Origin of the sequence: Vibrio sp. VGrn 2 (assembly GCF_009361695.1) — a bacterium.
GTDB lineage: Bacteria > Pseudomonadota > Gammaproteobacteria > Enterobacterales > Vibrionaceae > Vibrio > Vibrio diabolicus.
Window position 1 is genome coordinate 79,938 of record NZ_RBWD01000009.1, and the last position, 19,392, is coordinate 99,329.

Here is a 19,392-nt window from a genome sequence, read left to right on the forward strand (position 1 = left end):
TTGTTACTTTTCCGCCTTTTCTATGGCGGTATTTATATCTTCCGGAGCCAAATTGGCGTTGAGGAAGTCTGTCGATACTGGGGTATCAATCACTAGCCGTGAGACTTTGCCAATCTGGAGAAATCCTGACGAAATGCTGTAATCCTGGATATGACCACCTCCTTGGCGGTCATCGGTAATAAAATGTTCGTGATAGCCGGGTACATTGATGCCAGTCGTATATTTAGGACTGCGAAAGCCGGCGACCACGCCTTGCTTATGCGTGAAGCGGAATGTCGGTTGTTCTTTGACCACTTCAAGCATTGGCCGATAAGGGCGTGTTTGTTTAGGTACGGTGCGAGTACGAACTGAATCGAAAACGCCATCAATGCGCACTGCGCAAAATAGGTTGTCACTTGGAACCATGTCGTCTATGAGGCTATGGACTTCATGACGTGACATGCGCGATGTTAGTGGCAGCTCGATATCAGGCTTAAAAAAAGTCATGACAGCAAAGGGCGTTTTTTGCGCCAGATCTGCCGGGTTTGCGGAGCCATCCGACTTGAGTTGAAAAACTTCCTTATCAAACGCAATCAACTCACCATCCAATTCATTGAACGTACCTAAACCAAAATCCCCATGTTTCAGCAGTTCTTCTATGGTTGTTGAGCCTTCGTAAACACCAGCGATCAAAGCACTCATTAACGAAGTCTGATAAATCTCACCATCTCCGGTAACGTGATGGTATTCAGAAAATTCTTTCGCTACTTCAAGCGAACAAGCACATAGAGGGTTATAAAATCCACGCATGAGTAAGACCAGTTATGCAATGAAGAGTATATTTAGATTGACTTCTACACGGTGCTAAATCCAATATAAAAAAGATTTATTTTGATATGGAAAATATATGGAATTTCGCTACCTGAAGTATTTTGTCGCGGTCGCCGAGACTCGTCACTTTACCCGAGCCGCTGAACAGTTAGGGATTGCGCAACCTCCTTTAAGTCAACAAATCAAAAAGTTAGAGTACGAGCTTGGTGTGGACCTATTTAAGCGCTTGTCTAGAGGGGTAGAACTGACCCATGCTGGGCAAGTCTTCTATACGGATGCGGTAAATATTCTTGCTGATGTGGAACGCGCTAAAGCAAAAGCCCGACAGATTGCCCGTGGTGAAAATACGCAGGTTAAAATCGGGTTCGCAACGTCAACATCAACCTGCATTAAGGTATTAGAGAGGGTGGGGCGTATTCAAGAGAATGGGGTTCATTTACAGGCGGCGGAACTGTCAATGCCAGAGCTTGCCGCTCAGTTAAAAAGCAAACAACTTGATCTCGCAATCATGCGGCTACCCTGTTACGCCAGTGAGCCTTTTGAGCACAAGGTGTTGTTTAACGACCCTTTTGTCGCGGTGATTCCGGCGGGGCACGAACTGGCAAAATATCCCTGTATCCAGATGAAACAGTTGAGAGGCCATAAAATTTTACTGTTTCCACGAGAGACTGGACCTGCATTGTTTGATGGCATGAGCACACTTTTTGCCGACGCAGGAGTAAGGCTCGAACCACAGTTCGCAGCACCGCAACTTCGTACGACGATTGCCATGGCGCAGGCAGGGCTAGGTATTGCTCTCGTTCCGCGCTCACTGGCTGAACATCTCGATGATTCCGCGACAGTCGCCGAGATTGATGATATCCCCCTAACCAGTCGTGTTGTCGTTGCTTGGGAGGCGTCTAATCTCAATAAGCTGGCGTTAAAAGTAGTCACGAACATCAGTCATGTTGAGGCTTAAAGATGAGTTATCGAACTGGCTCTGATAGCCCCAGGCAAATGTGATACTCTCCCTCGTTATATGCAAAGCTATGCTTTGGTTGAACAGATAAACCTTACTCAACGAATAGAACTTACTGAGGGTGTACCAATGATATACGCTGCGGTCTTTGATATGGACGGGTTGCTGATTGATTCAGAACCTTTGTGGAAGGAAGCTGAAAAGCAGGTGTTTTCATCAGTTGGCGTCCAGGTGACCGAAGTATTATCAAAGCAGACTGCGACGATGACGACAGGTGAAGTAACAAGGTTTTGGTATGAACGTAATCCTTGGCAAGAAAAGAGCCTAGAGGAAGTAGAGAATGCTGTTGTGGATAAAGTGGAGACATTAATAATTGAAAAAGGATGCGAATTAGAGGGTGTTACAGAAACACTCAAATTGCTTAAGGAAAAAGGGTTTAAGATAGGGTTGTCTACTAATTCACCTTATCAACTCATTCCCATCATTTTGAACAAACTCGGTATTGCCAGTTACTTTGATGCGATATCATCGTCAGACGATGTAGAACAGGGCAAGCCAGAGCCAGATGTCTACCTTTCAACAATCAATAAACTAGGTGTAGATTCAAGTAACTGTATTGCCTTTGAAGACTCTTATTCGGGTATGCTTGCGGCAACACGAGCAAACATAAAAACAGTCGTGATACCTCAACCTGATAAGTTCTACCAAGAGTTTAATGAAGCCAGTCTAAAGCTGCAAAAGCTATCAGAGTTTAATGAAAGCCATTTGGCGAGTTTAATGGACTTGAGTTTGAGAGCAACAATTGCACCAACACCGTATGAAAGTTTTTAGAAGAAGGACTTGATTGTGAACAGTCGGTCGCTGAAAAAATACCTACTGCCAATGTTCTTATTGGTTTTACCTATAGAATCATTCGCAAAAGATACGACTATGTTGGACGAGCTCAATAATCGATTTGTTACATTTGAAAGGCGATTTGATGATTGTATCAACTCTTCTTCTCAAAATGATGTGAGTGAAAACATTGTCGATAAGATTCAAGCGCTTAATATTGATTTTGAAATTTCGGTTGGCTATTTATACAAACAATCACTTTATTTATGCTCTGATAATGAATTCAGTGAGTTAGCAAGGATTATCATGATAATTGAAACCTCCGATAATGATGGATTGCAATTATCAAAGGCAAAAGCTAGTCAAATTAGAAAGCTACTTTTTAGCAAAGTGGATTTACGTTTAGAGTCGAAGTTTCAAAGTTTACCGCAAGATAAAAAGGAAGCATTACTGAACCTTGCGAAAAAGCTTGAACCTTTTGATCTCGTAAGCATGCATGAACGACTGCAGGCAATGTAGACTTATGAAAGAGTGTTTTGAGTAGATTCTTAACGCTTGGCTTTATCATTAAGATTGAGTATTAGGTTCAACGCCTCTAGCTCTTACACAAGCTCTAGAGGCATCCATTTTTTTATTGACTTAAAAGTCCCGAGCTAAGATTTTAACCCTGCAGCGGTCATCATGACGCGAAACAACATTGATACGAACCCCAGAGCTAGCACACTGGCCGCCCAGATCCCAACCATCCAAGCCCACTGGCGGCACCAATTTTTGATTTTCATACTCACTCCTTATCAACTCGTTAATGGTACGCTTCGTCTTCTTTCACTTTTCCGGAGAAGACGTAATAACTCCAAAAGGTGTAAGCCAGAATGATCGGGATGATGATCACCGCTCCAACGAGCATAAAGCGCTGACTGCTTGCAGGAGCCGCTGCTTCCCACATTGATATGCTAGGAGGAATGATATTTGGCCAGATACTGATGCCAAGCCCAGCGAACCCGAGAATCACGATCACCAATGCCATCACGAAAGGGCTGCCCTCTTTTCGCTTTTTAACGGAGTCGGCAATCTTCAGACATACCAGCCCAGTAATGACAGGTACGGGCAATAAGTAGAACAAATTAGGCAGAGAAAACCATCTTTCCGCAATGGCAGGGTAAGCAAGTGGAGTCCAAGCGCTCACAATGACTAATGCGGAGATCATCGCCAGTAGTGTTTTGTTAGTGAAGCGGTACATCGTGTTTTGCAGTTCACCTTCCGTCTTCATGATGAGCCATGTACTACCGAGCAGCGCGTACGTTGCGACTAAACCCAAACCACAAAAGATGGGAAAAGGGCTGAGCCAGTCTAATTGGCTACCTACGAAGACGCGGTTTTCCACCGCAAAGCCTTGAATTACCGCGCCAACGACGATGCCTTGGAAAAACGTGGTTAAAATCGAGCCGACCATAAAAGAGCGGTCCCAGAACTTTAAGTGGTTTTCCAATGCTTTAAAGCGAAACTCAAACGCTACGCCACGAAAGATCAAAGCAATCAACATCAACGTCAAAGGGATGGTTAGCGCTTCAATAATCACCGCGTAAGCCATGGGAAAAGCGCCAAATAGAGATGTGCCTCCAAGCACAATCCAAGTTTCGTTGCCGTCCCAAACTGGCGCGACACTGTTGACCATGACGTCTTTTTGTTTTTCATCCTTGATGAAGGGCATCAGTATTCCAATCCCCAAATCGAAGCCATCCATGATGATGTACATCAAAGTGGCAAAAACGATGATCGCGAACCAAATCACGGATAAATCAAAATGCATATTCTTTACCTTCACTTTGTGACAAATTCTAAATGCGGCCTGAAACGGTCGTCATGTCGTGCTCATCATGCTCGATTGTATCGGGGCCTTTCTTGATTTGATGGATCATGTAGTAATACCCAAAACCAAACACCAAGCTGTACACAACAAGGAAACACAGCAGGCTGATGCTCATTTGTAGGTCTCCGTGTGCAGAAACCGCATCACGCGTTTTTTGTACGCCATACACGACCCAAGGTTGCCGCCCAACCTCAGTCGTAAACCAGCCAGCGAGTATCGCGATAAGACCAGATGGCCCCATAAATAATGAAAATTTGAGGAACCAACGCGAGGTATAAAGCGTGTTCTTTTTTCGTAACCACATGCTGTAGAAGCTTTGAAAAATCATCAGAAGTCCTAGCCCGACCATGATTCGAAATGACCAAAAGACGATAGGTGAGTTCGGTCGTTCCTCTTTCGGGAAGTCTTTCAGCGCCGGGATTGGCTCAGTTAAACTGTGGCGTAGGATCAAACTTCCTAGAACAGGAATTTCTAAGGCATAGTCTGTGCGTTCTTGTTCCATGTTTGGCATGCCGAACAATATCAATGGGGTTGGTTTGCCATCGCTGTTATCCCAATGTCCTTCGATGGCAGCGATTTTGGCGGGCTGGTGTTCGAGAGTGTTTAACCCGTGTACATCGCCAATCACGGCTTGGAGTGGCGCAAGGAACACTAAGATCCCGAGCGACATCGAAAACATCGTTTTTACCGCAGTCGTTTGATTGCCTCTCAATAAATGCCAAGCGGCTGACGCGCCTACAAAGAGTGCTGAACTGACAAAAGCTGCGACGCTCATGTGCGCCAAACGATAAGGAAATGAAGGATTGAAAACGATAGCAAACCAGTCGGTTGGCACCACATGTCCGTCGACAATTTCATAGCCTTGTGGTGTTTGCATCCAACTGTTGGAGGCGAGAATCCAGAACGTCGAAATGATCGTGCCTAACGCCACCATCGAGGTTGCAAAAAAGTGCAGCTTTTCGCCGACGCGACGCCACCCAAACAGCATTACGCCAAGAAATCCGGCTTCGAGAAAGAAAGCCGTTAACACTTCATAAGTCAGTAATGGGCCCGTGATAGAACCAGCGAAGTCGGAGAAACCACTCCAGTTGGTGCCGAATTGATAGGCCATGACAAGGCCAGATACAACGCCCATCCCAAAGTTAACCGCAAAAATTTTCGACCAGAAGTGATAGAGCTTTTGGTAATCGGGATTACGTGTTTTTAACCATAAGCCTTCTAGCACGGCGAGGTAGGTGGCCAAACCTATGGTGATAGCGGGGAAAATAATATGAAAGGATACCGTAAAGGCGAACTGTATCCGTGCAAGCATAAATGCGTCGAGGCCAAACATTAAACTTCCTTTGATCTTTTAAGTTTTATGAGAGAGCTATTTTAAAAGGAGCGAAATGAGGGAAGTAGGTACAGACAGTGACTATAAACCTATAACAGATTAAATATTGAAGTGTTATTATTTTGCATTCGGCTTTATGAAAGGGGATTTGCGTTTGGCGAAGTATCAAGAGTTAGTGGAACAGCTTAAAAGGCAGATAAAATCGGGGATATGGCATCCGGGTGACAAGCTGCCTTCGCTGCGTCGCCAATCTGAACACTCGGGTTTGAGCTTGATGACGGTGTTGCACGCGTATCAAATTCTGGAATCTCAAGGCTGGGTAACGTCACAGCCGCGATCTGGTTATCGAGTCGCGCCCAATATTAAGAGTTCAAATGAACCCCAAGCGCCAGCCGCGGTTTCGTGGACAGAGCAGGTAGACATCAATGAGTTTATCTTTGATGTTCTGCAGGCGAGCAAAAATCCATCCATGATCAATTTTGGCTTTGCCTATCCAGACCCAAGTTTGTACCCACGATATCACGTGAATCGGGCGATGAGCGCAGCCGCTCGCAATATGCCGATTTCCACCACCTTTGATAACTTACCGCCGGGAAACGAACAATTACGCACCATCATCGCGAAGCGTTATGCTGCGAAAGGCATTGAAATTTCACCCGATGAAATTGTCATTACGGCAGGCGCGCTGGAGGCGTTAACGCTCAGTTTGCAAGCTTGTACAAGACCGGGAGATTGGGTGGTTGTGGAGTCGCCTGCATTCTATGGCGCATTGCAATCCTTAGAGCGGTTAGGTTTGAAAGCGCTCTCAGTAAGAACAGACCCAGTCACGGGTATTGACCTAGATTCATTGGAACGAGCGCTGCAAACACACGATGTGAAAGCGTGCTGGCTTATGTCGAACTTCCAGAATCCTCTGGGTTTTACGCTCTCCAACGAGAAAAAACAAAAGCTGATTGAACTGACACAGCGATATAACGTGCCAGTGATTGAAGATGATGTGTACAGCGAACTGCATGCCGGGAATGACTCGGTTTACCCACTAAGAATGTTTGATGACACGGGCAATACCATGTTGTGCTCCTCGTTTTCAAAATCATTAATCGCAGGACTACGTATTGGTTGGGTTGCGGCGGGAAAGCGGGCGCTAGAGGTACAAAAGTTACAGTTAATGAGTACATTAGCGACGAGTGCACCAGTGCAAATGACATTGGTGCACTATTTAACAAGCCGCAATTATGAATCGCATTTGAAGCAGTTACGGAAAAAGCTGTTTGAACGTAAAAGTAAGATGACGGATCGGCTTAGTGAGCTGTTACCTGAAGAAGTCAAAGTGTTAAGCCAAAGCGGCGGGTACTTTATTTGGTTAGAGCTTCCCAAGCATATCGACGCCTTGCAGATATATCGAGAAGCGCTAAAAGACAATATCAGTATCGCACCCGGAAAGATGTTCAGCCTGACAGAACAATACGATCACTGTATTCGTCTTAACGCTTCTTTTGAGCTCAATGACAAATACGTCCATGCTCTCAATCTGCTTGCCAACATTATTCGCGATCATTTGGCGGAATAGCGACTTGCTTCAGTTTTTTGGTTTAATGGAGCGCGCCGGATTTCCAGCAACTCGATCGCCCGGCGCAACGTCTTTGGTTATGACAGAGCCAGCGCCGACGACGGCCTCATCGCCAATGGTCACGCCTGGCAGTATGATAGCGCCCCCACCAATCCAAACGTTATTGCCGATTTTTACCGGTTTGGCGATCTCATCTCCGACTAAGCGTCTTTGTGTATCCAGTGAATGAGCGGCTGTGTAAATTTGCACTCTAGGCCCAATCATGACGTTCGCACCAATCTCAACCTGTCCATTGTCCAGAATAATGGCATCCCAGTTGATGTAGGTGTTTTCCCCGATGGACAAGTTGCAACCGTAGGTAAGTTGAAGCGGTGGCTCTATACAGGCGCTGTTTTCTAATTGGACGCCCATCTCCGCCAATAGTTGTCTACGGATACCTGGGTTTGGCTCGTGGTTAAATTGGAAGACAAGCTGCGCACTTTTGGCGCGCATTAGCTTTAGTTCTTCATCCAGGCAATTATAGGTTTCTCCAGAGCGCATCCGAGTCAGTTCTGACATAACAATCATTCCATTAATGGTTTGCAGTTGAGGCCACAATGATAAGTGAGTGTTTCAGTCAATAGGAAATTTTTATTATGAAATCAGATGTTTATCACTGATTTATGTTCAATAGGTTAGTTTTGAGTAAGCACTCGTTAAGAGTCATTCAAATAGAGAAGTGAATTGGGTAAGTTCCTTTTAGCAGGGGAGGAAAGTATAGATTGGATGTTGCTTTCCTCTCCACAGCTTGATTTGGAGCATTTATTGGCTGTCCCACATCACTTCGCACTCTTCTTTAATAGCCGATTTTAAAAGCTCAATAAGTGGAAATGCTCTGCGTCCTAAACTGACCGTTTGTTCCTCTTGCTCCTCATCTTCTTCCATTGCTTGACTGTTGTTCTTCTCTATCGCTTCTTGTGCTGCGAGAGCGGAGGTCAATCTAGATAGAGCATCAGGGATGTCTTGAGCGGAAATAGACCCTGGTACTGAGCCACTATGCCCCATCATTTTGATCATCTTTATCGCAATATCGCCAAACATAGTGACGTTCGAGTGGCTATGGCAACGAAATGTAATAAGCATTTACCTGCTCCTGTTGTAGGTGTTCATTTGAGTATAAATGGTATCTGAGACACGAGGCAATTTAATCCGATAATTCGCAATCTTTCAGATAGCTATCTATCTTTAACGAAAGACAAACATAAGGAGATGATTTTGTTGAACTCCCAATTAAAGACGTTGATTTGGCGGCTTCACAAGCGAATATTTACGTTGCTTATGGTGTTATGCATATGGTCACCTTCTGTCGTTGCTCAACCTTCCATTGTTTTTGGTGTCGTACCGCAACAGTCGGCGACCAAACTAGTGCAACAATGGCAGCCATTACTGCAACGCTGGGGAGATCTTGCTGGCGTTGAGATTAAGTTTGCCACGGCACGTGATATTCCCACATTCGAAGCTCGCTTGATGGCTGGAGCCTACGACATTGCATACATGAACCCATATCACTTTACGTTGGTGAATCAAAACCCAGGTTATACGGCGTTAGCAAGAGCGAAAAATAAGCGCATTACAGGCATTATTGTAGCAAGGCTAGGGAAGTCGGTTTCCCTTGATGAGCTGCAAGACAAGACCATCGCTTTTCCTGCCCCACGAGCATTTGCTGCTTCTATCATCACACAATCAGAGTTGGCGCAGAAAGGCATCAAGTTTACGCCTAAATATGTTGGTTCGCACGACTCAGTCTATTTGGGGGTACTTAAAGGTTTGTACATTGCTGGTGGTGGCGTGAAGCGTACCTTTGAGAGCTTGCCGAGTGAAATAAAAGACCAACTTAGCATCATTTATACAACTGCTGGTTATACGCCTCATGCTATTGCGGTTTCAAATAATGTCGATGAAGAGATTACTCTTGCCTTACGAAAGGCAATTTCGCAACTTAATGACGATCCAAAAGCACAGGAGAGTTTTACTTTACTCAACATTGACGGGTTACAGCTTGCACAAGACCAAGATTGGCAAGATGTTGTTCAATTGGGAATCTCAAGATAAATGGTTGTCCTATGACGCTGCGTTCGAAAACGATACTTGGCATTGCTCTTATTGAGGCCCTTGCGCTCGGTGTACTCATCATTAGTGGGCTTAATTGGTTGGAAAGTTCCAACGAGACTAGCCTCGAGGTTGGGAGCCAACACTTGGTGAGTGTATTTGCTCAGGCGTCGAGAGATGCGGTGATTGCGACGGACTTAGCCTATCTAGACAGTTTTGCTCGCTCTGTCGTGAGTGAGCGCGAGCTGGCTTATATTCGTATTGTTAACCAAGATGGCGTCGAGCTGACGCTACAGGGGGATTACAGCGGTGTTGATACTGGTGTGAGACCGTTTGATGTGACCGATGGAGTTTACGATGTTGCGCAAGAGATTACTCTTGGAGAGCAGACTTTCGGTAAGGTTGAAATGGGTGTGAATGTTGAACATGTACATCAAGTTCTTTCATTTGCGACTCAAGCAAGTTTGGTTATCGCCTTTATTGAAATGTCGCTGGTGGCCATGTTTTCGTATGCTCTCGGTAGCTATTTGATGAAGCGGCTCGATCTTCTTCGTACTGGGGTAATCAAGGTTTCACAGCAAGGTCCGGGTTCGCAAATTTCGATTTCAGGCAATGACGAAGTTACACGTGTTGGCGAAGCGTTTAACCAAATGTCACGCTCTTTAGCGCAAGCGCAAACTAAACTTCAGCAAGAGCATCAAACCCAGCAACAGTTATCGGCCAAAATATCGCAGCTTGCTGAGGTTGCTGAACATGCGCGTGATACCATTATCATTACTCACCCTGAAGGCACTATTGCATGGGTAAACCCTGCGTTTGAACAGCTAACCGAATATACGTTGGAAGAAGTTATTGGCAAATCGCCGGGCGAGTTACTCCAAGGGCCAGACACAGACCCAAATACGGTGGCATTGCTCTCAAACAGTGTCCGTAAGCACTCTCCTATTAGGGTTGAAATACTCAACTATACCAAGTCGAAGCACCCGTATTGGGTCGAGTTGGAGCTCTCTCCTGTGTTTGATGAAGATGGCGGGCTGTTACGTTTTATTGCGGTAGAGCGTGACATCACCGACAGGCGCAGGATGGAGGGGCGTCTGTCGTCTGCTTTAGATAAATCGAAAAAGGCGATGCAAGCCAAATCGGAATTTTTGGCGAACATGAGCCATGAGATTCGCACCCCAATGAACGCGATCATGGGGATCAGCGAGATATTGCTTGAGAACGAAAACCGTCGAGAGCCAAGGGAGTTATTACTCTTGCTGCACAAATCTGCCAACAACCTTGTGACGATCATTAACGACATCCTCGACTACAGCAAAGTAGAAGCGGGCAAGTTGACGTTAGTTGAAGAGGAGTTTGACTTGCGTTCACTCGTCGAGAGTTGCACCGCTTTGTGTGCCTATCAGGCGGATAAAAAGAACCTTAAGTTGTTGGTTGATATGCCATTGTCTATGAATACGGTCGTGGTCGGCGATAAAGGTCGGATTAATCAAATCTTGCTTAACTTGATCGGTAATGCGGTGAAATTCACGGATGAAGGCCATGTGCTACTCAAAGTCAGAGAAAGTGAGCACGGTTTTGATTTTTCCGTGAGTGATACGGGCATTGGTATTCCCGAAGATCGATTGGCTCATATTATGGATAAGTTTGAGCAGGTCGATACCTCCGCGACAAGACGCCATGAAGGTACAGGCTTGGGGTTGGCAATCTCAAAACGTTTGATCAGCATGTACAACGGCGAGCTTTGTGTGCATTCGGATTTTGGCAAAGGGTCGTGTTTTAGCTTTAGTTTGCAGTTGCCTAAGCAAAGTCGGCTTCTTTCCGAACCGATAGAGCTGAGTGCAAATCGACTATTGTTGATTGATGATTATCAACCGCGCGTGCAACACTTGATACATTTAGCTCAAGAGATTGGCATTGAAGTTACTCATGCCAACGATTGGTCAACTGCGCAGTCTTTGGGTAAAAAATTGGATGGTTTTGATCGTATCCTCGCGAGTGTAAACAATGCTCAAGGTAGAGATGCGCTCTATGAGCTTGATGCGACAGAATCCGCCGCCAAACAGGTACTGTTTCTTGCTCCTTGCGTGATGGAGGAAGGGCAGGCATGGTCGTGCGAGCGGGATCGTTTATTGCCGCAACCGGTCACGCAGCATAAACTGCAAGCTCTGTTTTCTACTAAGACACAAAAGCGTCGAGAACTTTCCTCAGATGAGAACCCTGACTTTTCTAGCCTGCACCTATTAGTCGCAGAAGACAGCCATATCAATCGAATATTGATTGAAAAAATGTTGCAAGACACAGGTGTTAAACTGACGTTGGCGGAAGATGGTGTTGAAGCCGTTGAACTTTATAAACAGCTTTCTCCGGACTTGGTGATGACCGATATTTCTATGCCAAACAAAGATGGTTTTGGCGTGACAAAAGACATTCGTGAGTTACAGGAAAGTGGTGCGTTTCCTTGGTGTCCAATCGTCGCGTTTTCTGCACATGCGATGCAAGAGCAGCAACAAAAAAGTATCGCATTAGGTATGGATGATTACCTGACAAAACCAGTTCAGAAAAGTGATTTGCTTAATATGATTGCGAAGTGGGGATGTCACACCCTTGCAGAGGAAAAGCACGCTTCTGTTTAGTGTTTCGGTTAGATTAAATCGGCTCAAAAAAACGAGCATGTTATTAAACATGCTCGTTTGTAGTTATGTATCGTGGGTTGAGCAATTTACAAGCTGTTTGGGTCACCCAAAGCGAGTGCTACTTTGGAAGACGGACGTTTACCTAATGCGCGGCAAATTTGCCAACCTGCTTGATTGATGATGTTGAGATCAACCCCCGTTTCAATCCCGAGCTGCTCACACAGATAAAGCACATCTTCCGTTGCAACATTGCCACTGGCCCCCTTTGCATAAGGGCAGCCGCCCAAACCAGCTACAGCGCTGTCAATGGTGTTGATGCCCATTAATAAGGCTTGGTAAATATTGGCTAGTGCTTGCCCGTATGTGTCGTGGAAGTGCACTGCTAATGCGTCTTTTGGCAGCTGTGTAAACAGTGAATCCAGCATGGCGATAACGCGATTGGGCGTAGCTTTACCAACAGTATCGCCCAGAGAAATTTCATAACATCCCATATCAAACAGCGTATTCGCTACCGCGGTGGTTTGCTCTGGCTTGATTTCTCCCTCATAAGGGCAAACCATGGTGCAGGATAAATACCCACGCACAGGAATGTTGTGTTGCTTTGCGAGCTCGATAACGGGCTCAAAACGAGAGAGGCTTTCCGCAATGCTGCAGTTGATGTTCTTCTGGCTGAACGCCTCCGAAGCCGAACCAAACACCGCAATTTGCTTTACGCCACTTTCCAGCGCACGCTCTAACCCTGCGAGATTTGGCGTTAGCGCACTATAAACCACGTTTGGCTTTTGAGTGATCCCCGCAAACACCTGATCGGAATCGGCCATTTGAGGTACCCATTTCGGCGAGACGAAAGAGCCCGCTTCAATGTGCTTTAAGCCACTAGTGCTTAGCTGATTGATCAAACGGATTTTATCAACCAGCGTCACTGCCGTTTCATTCTGCAGGCCGTCGCGAGCACCGACTTCGACGATATTAACCTTCGCTGGTAGCATATTCGCGCTCCTTATCTTCACAGATATTATCGCGTGCAGAAATTAAATGCAGCAGGATGGAACCGTGTTGTACTTGGTCTCCATGTTGATAAAACACTTCATCAACGGTCGCAGCTACCGGAGCGGTAATGGTGTATTCCATCTTCATCGCTTCGAGTACTAACAGCGGATCGCCCGCCGCCACTTCATCGCCTTTTTTAATCATGACCGCCGAGATCACGCCGTTCAGTGGTGCGGTTGGACTAAGTTCATCATCTACATCTTTTGCAGAGTCAAAGTTAGGTTGATGAGCGAAAGTGCGCTGCTGACCAAGATAAAACAGCGTCGTCTTTTGCTCGTCGTTGAGCGCGTTAAAGGTGTAACGCACACTATCGATATCGACGATAAACTGGTTGCCACTTTCAAGCAGGATGACCTGATGCAACTCCTCGCCGCATCGGATAGTGAAGTGAGAACCTGTATCTTGCGATGATTGTTGCAAACGTACATGATGGTTGGCATTGGCATCCGTGAAGTTAAATCGATAGACGTTGTCAACAGACAGCCTAAAACCTTGTGCGGTTGGGGCGGGTAACGTTGAGCTGCCTGATTTAGCAGTGAGAGCATTCCAGCGAGCAACCGCCGCCAACGTTAGCCAGAGAGAATCTGACACATTTTGCTGAGCGCTAATGCCTTGCTGATGTTTAACTAGGAAGTCGGTATCAAGTTCGCTATTGGCAAAGGCTGGCTGCGAAATAATGCTGTGCAGATAACCAATGTTTGTTGTCACTCCACGCACGTGATATTGAGTTAAGGCCTGTTTAAGCTGTTTGAGCGCGATATCACGTGTTTGGCCCCAGACGATCAGTTTGCTGATCATAGGATCGTAGTATTCGCTAATGGTATCGCCTTGGGTAACACCGCTATCAACACGCACACAAGCTAGTCGAACATTGTTGTCCGTGATGGGTTCTTGTAAATAATCAATGCATCCAGTCGACGGCATAAAGTCATTGTCTGCATCTTCGGCGTAAATTCTCAGCTCGATTGAGTGACCGTTATGAGTGATTTCGGATTGCGAGATCGGTAAATGCTCGCCAGCCGCAACTTTGAATTGCCATTCAACCAAATCAACGCCGGTGATCAATTCAGTGACAGGGTGTTCAACTTGCAGACGGGTATTCATTTCCATGAAGTAGAAATGACCTCGGCTATCGAGCAAGAATTCAACCGTACCAGCGCCAACGTAGTCTATTGCTTGCGCGGCCTGAACCGCGGCTTCACCCATTTGTTTACGCAGTTCATCACTAAGACCGGGTGCAGGTGCTTCTTCGACTACTTTTTGGTGACGACGCTGAATGGAACAGTCGCGGTCAGACAGGTAAACACAGTTGCCATGCTGGTCAGCAAACACCTGAACTTCAACGTGGCGCGGCTGCAAAATACATTTTTCGATAAGAAGCTGCTTGTCGCCAAAACTTGAAAGCGCTTCACGCTGCGCACCGTCGATGGCCAACGGCATTTCGGCTGCACTGTTGACCACTCGCATGCCTTTACCGCCACCACCTTGTGTTGCTTTAAGCATCACTGGGTAAGCGATTTTTTCTGCTTCAGCCAATAAGTGCTCAACGCTGTTGTCTGTGCCGTGATAGCCCGGAACCAAGGGCACGTTCGCCTCTGACATGATGGATTTGGCTTGCGACTTCGAACCCATTGCTTCAATTGCGCTGGTGGAAGGACCAATAAATACAATGCCATTTTCGCTGCACGCTTTGGCTAGTTTTGGGTTCTCGGAAAGAAAACCATACCCGGGGTGGATAGCATCAGCTTGCCATTTTTTCGCAGCGCCAATAATCGCATCGATATCAAGATACGATTCACTCGCCGGAGCAGGGCCAATAAATTCAGCAAAATCCGCCTGTTTTACATGTAAGCTGCTTCGATCCGCTTCGGAATAGACGGCAACCGTCTCTATAGCCATGCTTTTTGCGGTTTTAATAATTCGGCATGCAATTTCACCGCGGTTTGCGATCAGTATTCTTTTAAACATGATTCCTCCAATTGGCGGCGCGCTTTTCAAAAAATGCACTTAGTCCTTCTTGTCCTTCGCTGGACACGCGGGCGGTTGCAATGGCTTGGCTGGTGTATTCAATTAATGAGTGGTCGATAGGTTGGTTATCACAACGCAAACAAAGTGCTTTCGCCGCCTGCATGGCTTGTGGGCCATTATTAAGCAGGTGTTCAACCATACGATTGACCGCCTCTTTTGGCTGGGGATCGATTTGATGAACAATGTTCATCGAAAGCGCAGTCTCGGCATCAATCAGTTCCGCGGTTAAAAAGTAGCGTCGGCTTTGACGTTGTCCAATCGCTCGAATCACATAGGGGCCGATGGTCGCGGGCAATAAGCCGAGTTTCACTTCACTCAAACAGAAGCGGCTTTCAGGCGTACCGATGGCGATATCGCAGCAACAGATAAGCCCAAGTGCGCCGCCAAATGCCGCGCCGTGCACCATAGCAATGGTTGGTTTGCTAAAGGTATCCAGTTTGTGCAAGAGCTTAGCTAATTTCTGTGCATCTTGCAGGTTTTCATTCTCGGTTTTGGTGGCCATTGACTGCATCCAGCCAAGATCCGCACCCGCAGAAAAGTGTTTTCCCTGTGCAGTTAACACCAGTGCACGGAGAGAATCTTCCTTTTCGAGTTGTTCTAGTGTCTCAATCAGTGAGGCAATCAATTCATCATTAAACGCGTTGTGTTTTTCTGGCCGATTCAGGCTCAACCAGGCAACGCCATTGCTGTCTTTTTCAAGCAGTAGTCCGGTCATGTGACTTCCTTTGTCTGACATTTCAGTCTGATATTCCAATACTCGCTAACCAGTACTCGGATAAACATCGGTGGATAGCGAGGAGTTAAGGCTTGCCTTGCATCTGACTACATACGGAAGATGCCAAATTTGCTGTCTGGTATTGGTGCATTAAGCGCAGCAGATAGAGCAATACCCACAACATCACGGGTTTTTGCAGGATCAATAATGCCATCGTCCCACAGGCGAGCACTGGCGTAATACGCATGGCTTTGAGTTTGGTACTGTTCAGCTATCGGACGCTTAAACGCTTCCTCTTCTTTTGCGCTCCAGCTTTCCCCTTTGCGCGTTTTGATATCTCGAGTCACTTGCGCCATCACGCCAGCCGCTTGCTCCCCACCCATTACGGAGATGCGCGCGTTTGGCCACATCCACATCATGGTTGGATCATAAGCGCGACCACACATGCCGTAGTTGCCTGCGCCATACGAACCACCAATAACCACGGTAAACTTTGGCACGTCTGCACACGCAACAGCAGTTACCATTTTCGCACCATGTTTGGCGATGCCTTCTGCTTCGTACTTCTGACCGACCATAAAGCCAGTGATGTTCTGCAAGAAAAGCAGAGGAATTTTGCGCTGTGCGCACAGCTCAATAAAATGCGCACCTTTTTGTGCGGATTCTGAAAATAGAATGCCGTTGTTAGCGACAATGCCAATCGGCATACCGTGAATATGGGCAAAGCCACAGACTAAGGTTTCACCAAATAGCGCTTTAAATTCATCGAACTGCGAATCATCAACAATTCGGGCAATCACTTCTTTTACATCAAACGGCTTTTTAAGATCGGTTCCGACGATGCCGTACAGCTCTTGCGCAGGAAAGCGTGGTTCTTGCGGCGTTTTCTGCTTGAGTTGAACGGGTTTCAAGTGGTTGATTTGAGAGACAGCTTGTCTTGCCAGTTCTAACGCGTGGTGATCATTTTCAGCATAGTAATCGGCTACGCCAGACGTACGGCAGTGAACGTCTGCGCCACCAAGATCTTCCGCGCTGACTTCTTCACCTGTTGCTGCTTTTACCAGAGGAGGGCCAGCTAAGAAGATCGTGCCTTGTTCTTTGACGATGATGGAAACGTCACACATGGCAGGAACGTAAGCACCGCCAGCGGTACATAGCCCCATGACCACCGCAATTTGCGGGATACCCTTGGCTGACATTCGAGCTTGGTTATAGAAAATACGGCCAAAATGGTCTTTGTCTGGAAATACTTCATCTTGGCGGGGTAGGTTAGCACCGCCAGAGTCGACCAAGTAAACACAAGGCAACTGACACTTCTCTGCGATTTCCTGTGCGCGTAAGTGCTTTTTAACCGTGAGCGGGTAGTAACTACCGCCTTTTACCGTCACGTCGTTGGCAACGATCATACACTCGGTGCCGTCTATTACACCCACGCCAGCAACCACGCCAGCGCATGGAACGTAATCTGGATACACATCCCAGCCAGCAAACTGACCGACTTCTAAAAAGGATGAGCCAGGGTCGAGTAGGGCAAGAATACGCTCACGAACCGGAAGTTTGCCTTTCTTCTGCTGATGCTCTCTTGCTTTCTCGCCGCCACCATCTTCGATTTGCGCGGTCACGGTATAGAGTTGATCCACAAGAGACGCCATAGATCGGTAGTTTTCCTGATACTGCTCTGAATGGGTATTAATATTGGTCGTCAAACAAGCCATAAATAGCCGATCTCCATTCGGTAAACGGGTGAGAACACCCGTCTTTATTTAGGTTGAATAAGATTTGGGTTGATTAAGAAAATGTTTTTTAGTCAGAACGCCTGGGCTGATTATTAGGCGCTTTCGTTAAACAATTCGCGACCAATAAGCATGCGGCGAATTTCTGAAGTGCCGGCTCCGATTTCATACAGCTTGGCATCACGAAGTAAACGACCGGTATCAAACTCATTGATATAGCCGTTACCACCGAGTAGCTGAATGGCATCTAATGCCATTTTGGTTGCCAGTTCTGCGCTGTAGAGGATCGCACCAGCAGAATCTTTACGTGTGGTTTCACCGCGATCACAAGCAGCAGCAACGGCGTAAACATACGCTTTAGCGGCGTTCATTTGTGTGTACATATCAGCGGTTTTTGCTTGAACTAGCTGGAATTCACCGATGGATTTGCCAAACTGTTTGCGGTCGTGAATGTAAGGCACAACGATGTCCATGCAGGCCTGCATGATGCCAAGCGGGCCACCGGCAAGTACCACGCGTTCGTAGTCCAAACCGCTCATCAACACTTTCACGCCTTGGTTTTCTTCGCCGAGAATATTTTCAGCAGGGACTTCGCAGTTTTGGAATACCAATTCACAAGTGTTCGAACCGCGCATACCTAATTTGTCGAGCTTCTGTGCTTGAGTAAAGCCAGGGAATCCACGCTCTATAATAAAGGCGGTAATGCCTTTCGCATTTAGACTTGGCTCAGTCTTGGCGTACACAACATAAGTGTGAGCATCTGGGCCGTTCGTGATCCACATTTTGTTGCCGTTTAGCAGGAAAATGTCGCCTTTACGTTCAGCTTTGAGCTGCATGGATACTACATCTGAACCTGCACCGGGTTCACTCATGGCAAGGGCGCCGATATGCTCGCCGGAGATGAGCTTTGGTAGGTATTTCTCTTTTTGCGCTTGTGTGCCGTTGCGGTGGATTTGGTTGACACAAAGGTTGGAGTGAGCGCCGTAACTTAACGCAACCGAAGCGGATGCTCGGCTGATTTCTTCCATAGCGATAACGTGGGCGAGATAGCCCATGTTCGCACCACCAAACTCTTCGCTGGTGGTCACACCTAAAAGACCCATGTCACCCAATTTGGACCAAAGATGGTTAGGAAAGTCGTTAGATTGGTCAATAGATTGCGCTAAAGGCGCAATTTCTCTTGCAGCAAAACTATTGATTTGCTCGCGTAGCAAATCGGTATTTTCATCATAAACAAAGTTCAGGGAAGAGTAGGTAGATTTCATTGCGTGTCCTTGCCTTTACGTCACCTACATCCCCGTACTGTTGATTAATAATAGGGGGATCAGGTGACTTTTTCGCCTTTCATGGAGCTCAGTGTATTTTCACATCGCAACTTGGCTGCATTTAACTCCATCATTACCGCTTGAATGTCGTTTGCTTGCTGTTGCAATGCTGCCTTCTTCTCTTCGATCAACCGAATCATATAGTTCAACTGCTCAGTACTTTGATCGGTATCGTAGAGTTCAAATAACTCTTTGATATCTGCAAGAGAAAAGCCCAATCGCTTACCTCGCAAAATCAGTTTTAGTCGAATTCGATCGCGACCATTGTAGATTCGTGTGTTGCCTTTACGTTCCGGAGTTAGGAGACCTAAATCTTCGTAGAAGCGAATACTTCGGGTAGTAATGTCGAACTCTTTCGCGAGCTCGCTGATCTTAAATGTGTTCATTCCTTAACCTTACGACTTTCGTATAACATTCATACGAATATACAATTCGTTAACGT

Annotated in this window: 18 protein-coding genes; 6 read left to right on the top strand and 12 right to left on the bottom strand. The window is 46.4% G+C overall.

Annotated features, from left to right (window positions below):
• Positions 1 to 3: 3 nt before the first annotated feature.
• On the bottom strand, positions 4 to 789 hold the full coding sequence (gene budA / locus D8S93_RS15555; RefSeq protein WP_005373273.1) for an acetolactate decarboxylase: 786 nt from the start codon (positions 787 to 789) through the stop codon (positions 4 to 6).
• A 97-nt stretch (positions 790 to 886) separates the two neighbouring features.
• Between budA and D8S93_RS15560 the strand changes: the two genes are divergently transcribed.
• The 3 genes from D8S93_RS15560 to D8S93_RS15570 all read left to right on the top strand — a co-directional run bounded on the left by D8S93_RS15560 (position 887) and on the right by D8S93_RS15570 (position 3,121).
• Positions 887 to 1,768, top strand: a complete 882-nt coding sequence (locus tag D8S93_RS15560; RefSeq protein WP_152814136.1) for a LysR family transcriptional regulator — start codon at positions 887 to 889, stop codon at positions 1,766 to 1,768.
• A gap of 129 nt (positions 1,769 to 1,897) precedes the next feature.
• The gene (gene hxpB, locus D8S93_RS15565) at positions 1,898 to 2,599 is read left to right on the top strand and encodes a hexitol phosphatase HxpB (RefSeq protein WP_104970586.1); all 702 of its coding nucleotides are present in this window, start codon (positions 1,898 to 1,900) and stop codon (positions 2,597 to 2,599) included.
• A 15-nt stretch (positions 2,600 to 2,614) separates the two neighbouring features.
• Positions 2,615 to 3,121 carry a hypothetical protein gene (locus tag D8S93_RS15570; protein WP_226420519.1) on the top strand — a complete coding sequence of 169 codons (507 nt, stop codon included), beginning with the start codon at positions 2,615 to 2,617 and terminating at the stop codon, positions 3,119 to 3,121.
• 134 nt (positions 3,122 to 3,255) lie between these two features.
• Here the strand turns inward: D8S93_RS15570 and D8S93_RS15575 are convergent, their stop codons facing one another.
• From D8S93_RS15575 to D8S93_RS15585, 3 genes are read right to left on the bottom strand one after another with little or no spacing between them, the layout of a single operon-like run.
• The gene (locus D8S93_RS15575) at positions 3,256 to 3,384 is read right to left on the bottom strand and encodes a DUF2474 domain-containing protein (protein WP_015313385.1); all 129 of its coding nucleotides are present in this window, start codon (positions 3,382 to 3,384) and stop codon (positions 3,256 to 3,258) included.
• Positions 3,385 to 3,404: 20 nt separating this feature from the next.
• A complete protein-coding gene (cydB, locus tag D8S93_RS15580) occupies positions 3,405 to 4,412 on the bottom strand; it encodes a cytochrome d ubiquinol oxidase subunit II (RefSeq protein WP_152814139.1) in 1,008 nt (335 codons plus the stop codon).
• Between the two features lie 28 nt (positions 4,413 to 4,440).
• Positions 4,441 to 5,805: a cytochrome ubiquinol oxidase subunit I gene (locus D8S93_RS15585; protein WP_069496089.1), complete on the bottom strand. Its 1,365-nt coding sequence runs from the start codon at positions 5,803 to 5,805 to the stop codon at positions 4,441 to 4,443.
• Positions 5,806 to 5,941: 136 nt separating this feature from the next.
• Between D8S93_RS15585 and D8S93_RS15590 the strand changes: the two genes are divergently transcribed.
• Positions 5,942 to 7,375: a PLP-dependent aminotransferase family protein gene (locus tag D8S93_RS15590; protein ID WP_193621627.1), complete on the top strand. Its 1,434-nt coding sequence runs from the start codon at positions 5,942 to 5,944 to the stop codon at positions 7,373 to 7,375.
• A 9-nt stretch (positions 7,376 to 7,384) separates the two neighbouring features.
• On the opposite strand, the gene D8S93_RS15595 is transcribed toward D8S93_RS15590, so the two are convergent.
• Positions 7,385 to 7,933 (bottom strand): sugar O-acetyltransferase, encoded by a 549-nt coding sequence (locus D8S93_RS15595; RefSeq protein ID WP_152814251.1) that lies wholly within the window; start codon positions 7,931 to 7,933, stop codon positions 7,385 to 7,387.
• A 243-nt stretch (positions 7,934 to 8,176) separates the two neighbouring features.
• Entirely contained in the window at positions 8,177 to 8,497 is a 321-nt protein-coding gene (locus D8S93_RS15600) for a DUF1840 domain-containing protein (protein ID WP_005392576.1), read from the bottom strand.
• Between the two features lie 132 nt (positions 8,498 to 8,629).
• Here D8S93_RS15600 and D8S93_RS15605 point away from each other — a divergent pair, with 132 nt between their 5' ends.
• Positions 8,630 to 9,466, top strand: a complete 837-nt coding sequence (locus tag D8S93_RS15605) for a phosphate/phosphite/phosphonate ABC transporter substrate-binding protein (RefSeq protein WP_152814143.1) — start codon at positions 8,630 to 8,632, stop codon at positions 9,464 to 9,466.
• Positions 9,467 to 9,477: 11 nt separating this feature from the next.
• Positions 9,478 to 12,099, top strand: a complete 2,622-nt coding sequence (locus tag D8S93_RS15610) for an ATP-binding protein (RefSeq protein WP_152814145.1) — start codon at positions 9,478 to 9,480, stop codon at positions 12,097 to 12,099.
• Between the two features lie 86 nt (positions 12,100 to 12,185).
• Here D8S93_RS15610 and D8S93_RS15615 read toward each other — a convergent pair whose 3' ends face one another.
• The 6 genes from D8S93_RS15615 to D8S93_RS15640 all read right to left on the bottom strand — a co-directional run bounded on the left by D8S93_RS15615 (position 12,186) and on the right by D8S93_RS15640 (position 19,336).
• On the bottom strand, positions 12,186 to 13,088 hold the full coding sequence (locus D8S93_RS15615) for a hydroxymethylglutaryl-CoA lyase (RefSeq protein ID WP_152814147.1): 903 nt from the start codon (positions 13,086 to 13,088) through the stop codon (positions 12,186 to 12,188).
• Positions 13,069 to 15,117 carry an acetyl/propionyl/methylcrotonyl-CoA carboxylase subunit alpha gene (locus D8S93_RS15620; protein ID WP_152814149.1) on the bottom strand — a complete coding sequence of 683 codons (2,049 nt, stop codon included), beginning with the start codon at positions 15,115 to 15,117 and terminating at the stop codon, positions 13,069 to 13,071. Before D8S93_RS15620 ends, D8S93_RS15615 begins: the two co-directional genes overlap by 20 nt.
• A complete protein-coding gene (locus D8S93_RS15625; RefSeq protein ID WP_193621622.1) occupies positions 15,110 to 15,892 on the bottom strand; it encodes an enoyl-CoA hydratase-related protein in 783 nt (260 codons plus the stop codon). Before D8S93_RS15625 ends, D8S93_RS15620 begins: the two co-directional genes overlap by 8 nt.
• A gap of 107 nt (positions 15,893 to 15,999) precedes the next feature.
• Positions 16,000 to 17,607: a carboxyl transferase domain-containing protein gene (locus D8S93_RS15630; RefSeq protein WP_152814153.1), complete on the bottom strand. Its 1,608-nt coding sequence runs from the start codon at positions 17,605 to 17,607 to the stop codon at positions 16,000 to 16,002.
• A gap of 113 nt (positions 17,608 to 17,720) precedes the next feature.
• The gene (locus D8S93_RS15635) at positions 17,721 to 18,890 is read right to left on the bottom strand and encodes an isovaleryl-CoA dehydrogenase (protein WP_152814154.1); all 1,170 of its coding nucleotides are present in this window, start codon (positions 18,888 to 18,890) and stop codon (positions 17,721 to 17,723) included.
• A 59-nt stretch (positions 18,891 to 18,949) separates the two neighbouring features.
• The gene (locus D8S93_RS15640) at positions 18,950 to 19,336 is read right to left on the bottom strand and encodes a MerR family transcriptional regulator (RefSeq protein WP_152814156.1); all 387 of its coding nucleotides are present in this window, start codon (positions 19,334 to 19,336) and stop codon (positions 18,950 to 18,952) included.
• Positions 19,337 to 19,392 lie beyond the last annotated feature (56 nt).

Excerpts from the sequence above, each read along its gene's own strand:
- budA (WP_005373273.1), bottom strand. The coding sequence starts at position 789 with ATGCGTGGATTTTATAACCCTCTATGTGCTTGTTCGCTTGAAGTAGCG.
- D8S93_RS15560 (WP_152814136.1), top strand. The coding sequence starts at position 887 with ATGGAATTTCGCTACCTGAAGTATTTTGTCGCGGTCGCCGAGACTCGT.
- hxpB (WP_104970586.1), top strand. The coding sequence starts at position 1,898 with ATGATATACGCTGCGGTCTTTGATATGGACGGGTTGCTGATTGATTCA.
- D8S93_RS15575 (WP_015313385.1), bottom strand. The coding sequence starts at position 3,384 with ATGAAAATCAAAAATTGGTGCCGCCAGTGGGCTTGGATGGTTGGGATC.
- cydB (WP_152814139.1), bottom strand. The coding sequence starts at position 4,412 with ATGCATTTTGATTTATCCGTGATTTGGTTCGCGATCATCGTTTTTGCC.
- D8S93_RS15585 (WP_069496089.1), bottom strand. The coding sequence starts at position 5,805 with ATGTTTGGCCTCGACGCATTTATGCTTGCACGGATACAGTTCGCCTTT.
- D8S93_RS15590 (WP_193621627.1), top strand. The coding sequence starts at position 5,942 with ATGAAAGGGGATTTGCGTTTGGCGAAGTATCAAGAGTTAGTGGAACAG.
- D8S93_RS15595 (WP_152814251.1), bottom strand. The coding sequence starts at position 7,933 with ATGTCAGAACTGACTCGGATGCGCTCTGGAGAAACCTATAATTGCCTG.
- D8S93_RS15600 (WP_005392576.1), bottom strand. The coding sequence starts at position 8,497 with ATGCTTATTACATTTCGTTGCCATAGCCACTCGAACGTCACTATGTTT.
- D8S93_RS15610 (WP_152814145.1), top strand. The coding sequence starts at position 9,478 with ATGACGCTGCGTTCGAAAACGATACTTGGCATTGCTCTTATTGAGGCC.
- D8S93_RS15615 (WP_152814147.1), bottom strand. The coding sequence starts at position 13,088 with ATGCTACCAGCGAAGGTTAATATCGTCGAAGTCGGTGCTCGCGACGGC.
- D8S93_RS15620 (WP_152814149.1), bottom strand. The coding sequence starts at position 15,117 with ATGTTTAAAAGAATACTGATCGCAAACCGCGGTGAAATTGCATGCCGA.
- D8S93_RS15625 (WP_193621622.1), bottom strand. The coding sequence starts at position 15,892 with ATGACCGGACTACTGCTTGAAAAAGACAGCAATGGCGTTGCCTGGTTG.
- D8S93_RS15630 (WP_152814153.1), bottom strand. The coding sequence starts at position 17,607 with ATGGCTTGTTTGACGACCAATATTAATACCCATTCAGAGCAGTATCAG.
- D8S93_RS15635 (WP_152814154.1), bottom strand. The coding sequence starts at position 18,890 with ATGAAATCTACCTACTCTTCCCTGAACTTTGTTTATGATGAAAATACC.
- D8S93_RS15640 (WP_152814156.1), bottom strand. The coding sequence starts at position 19,336 with ATGAACACATTTAAGATCAGCGAGCTCGCGAAAGAGTTCGACATTACT.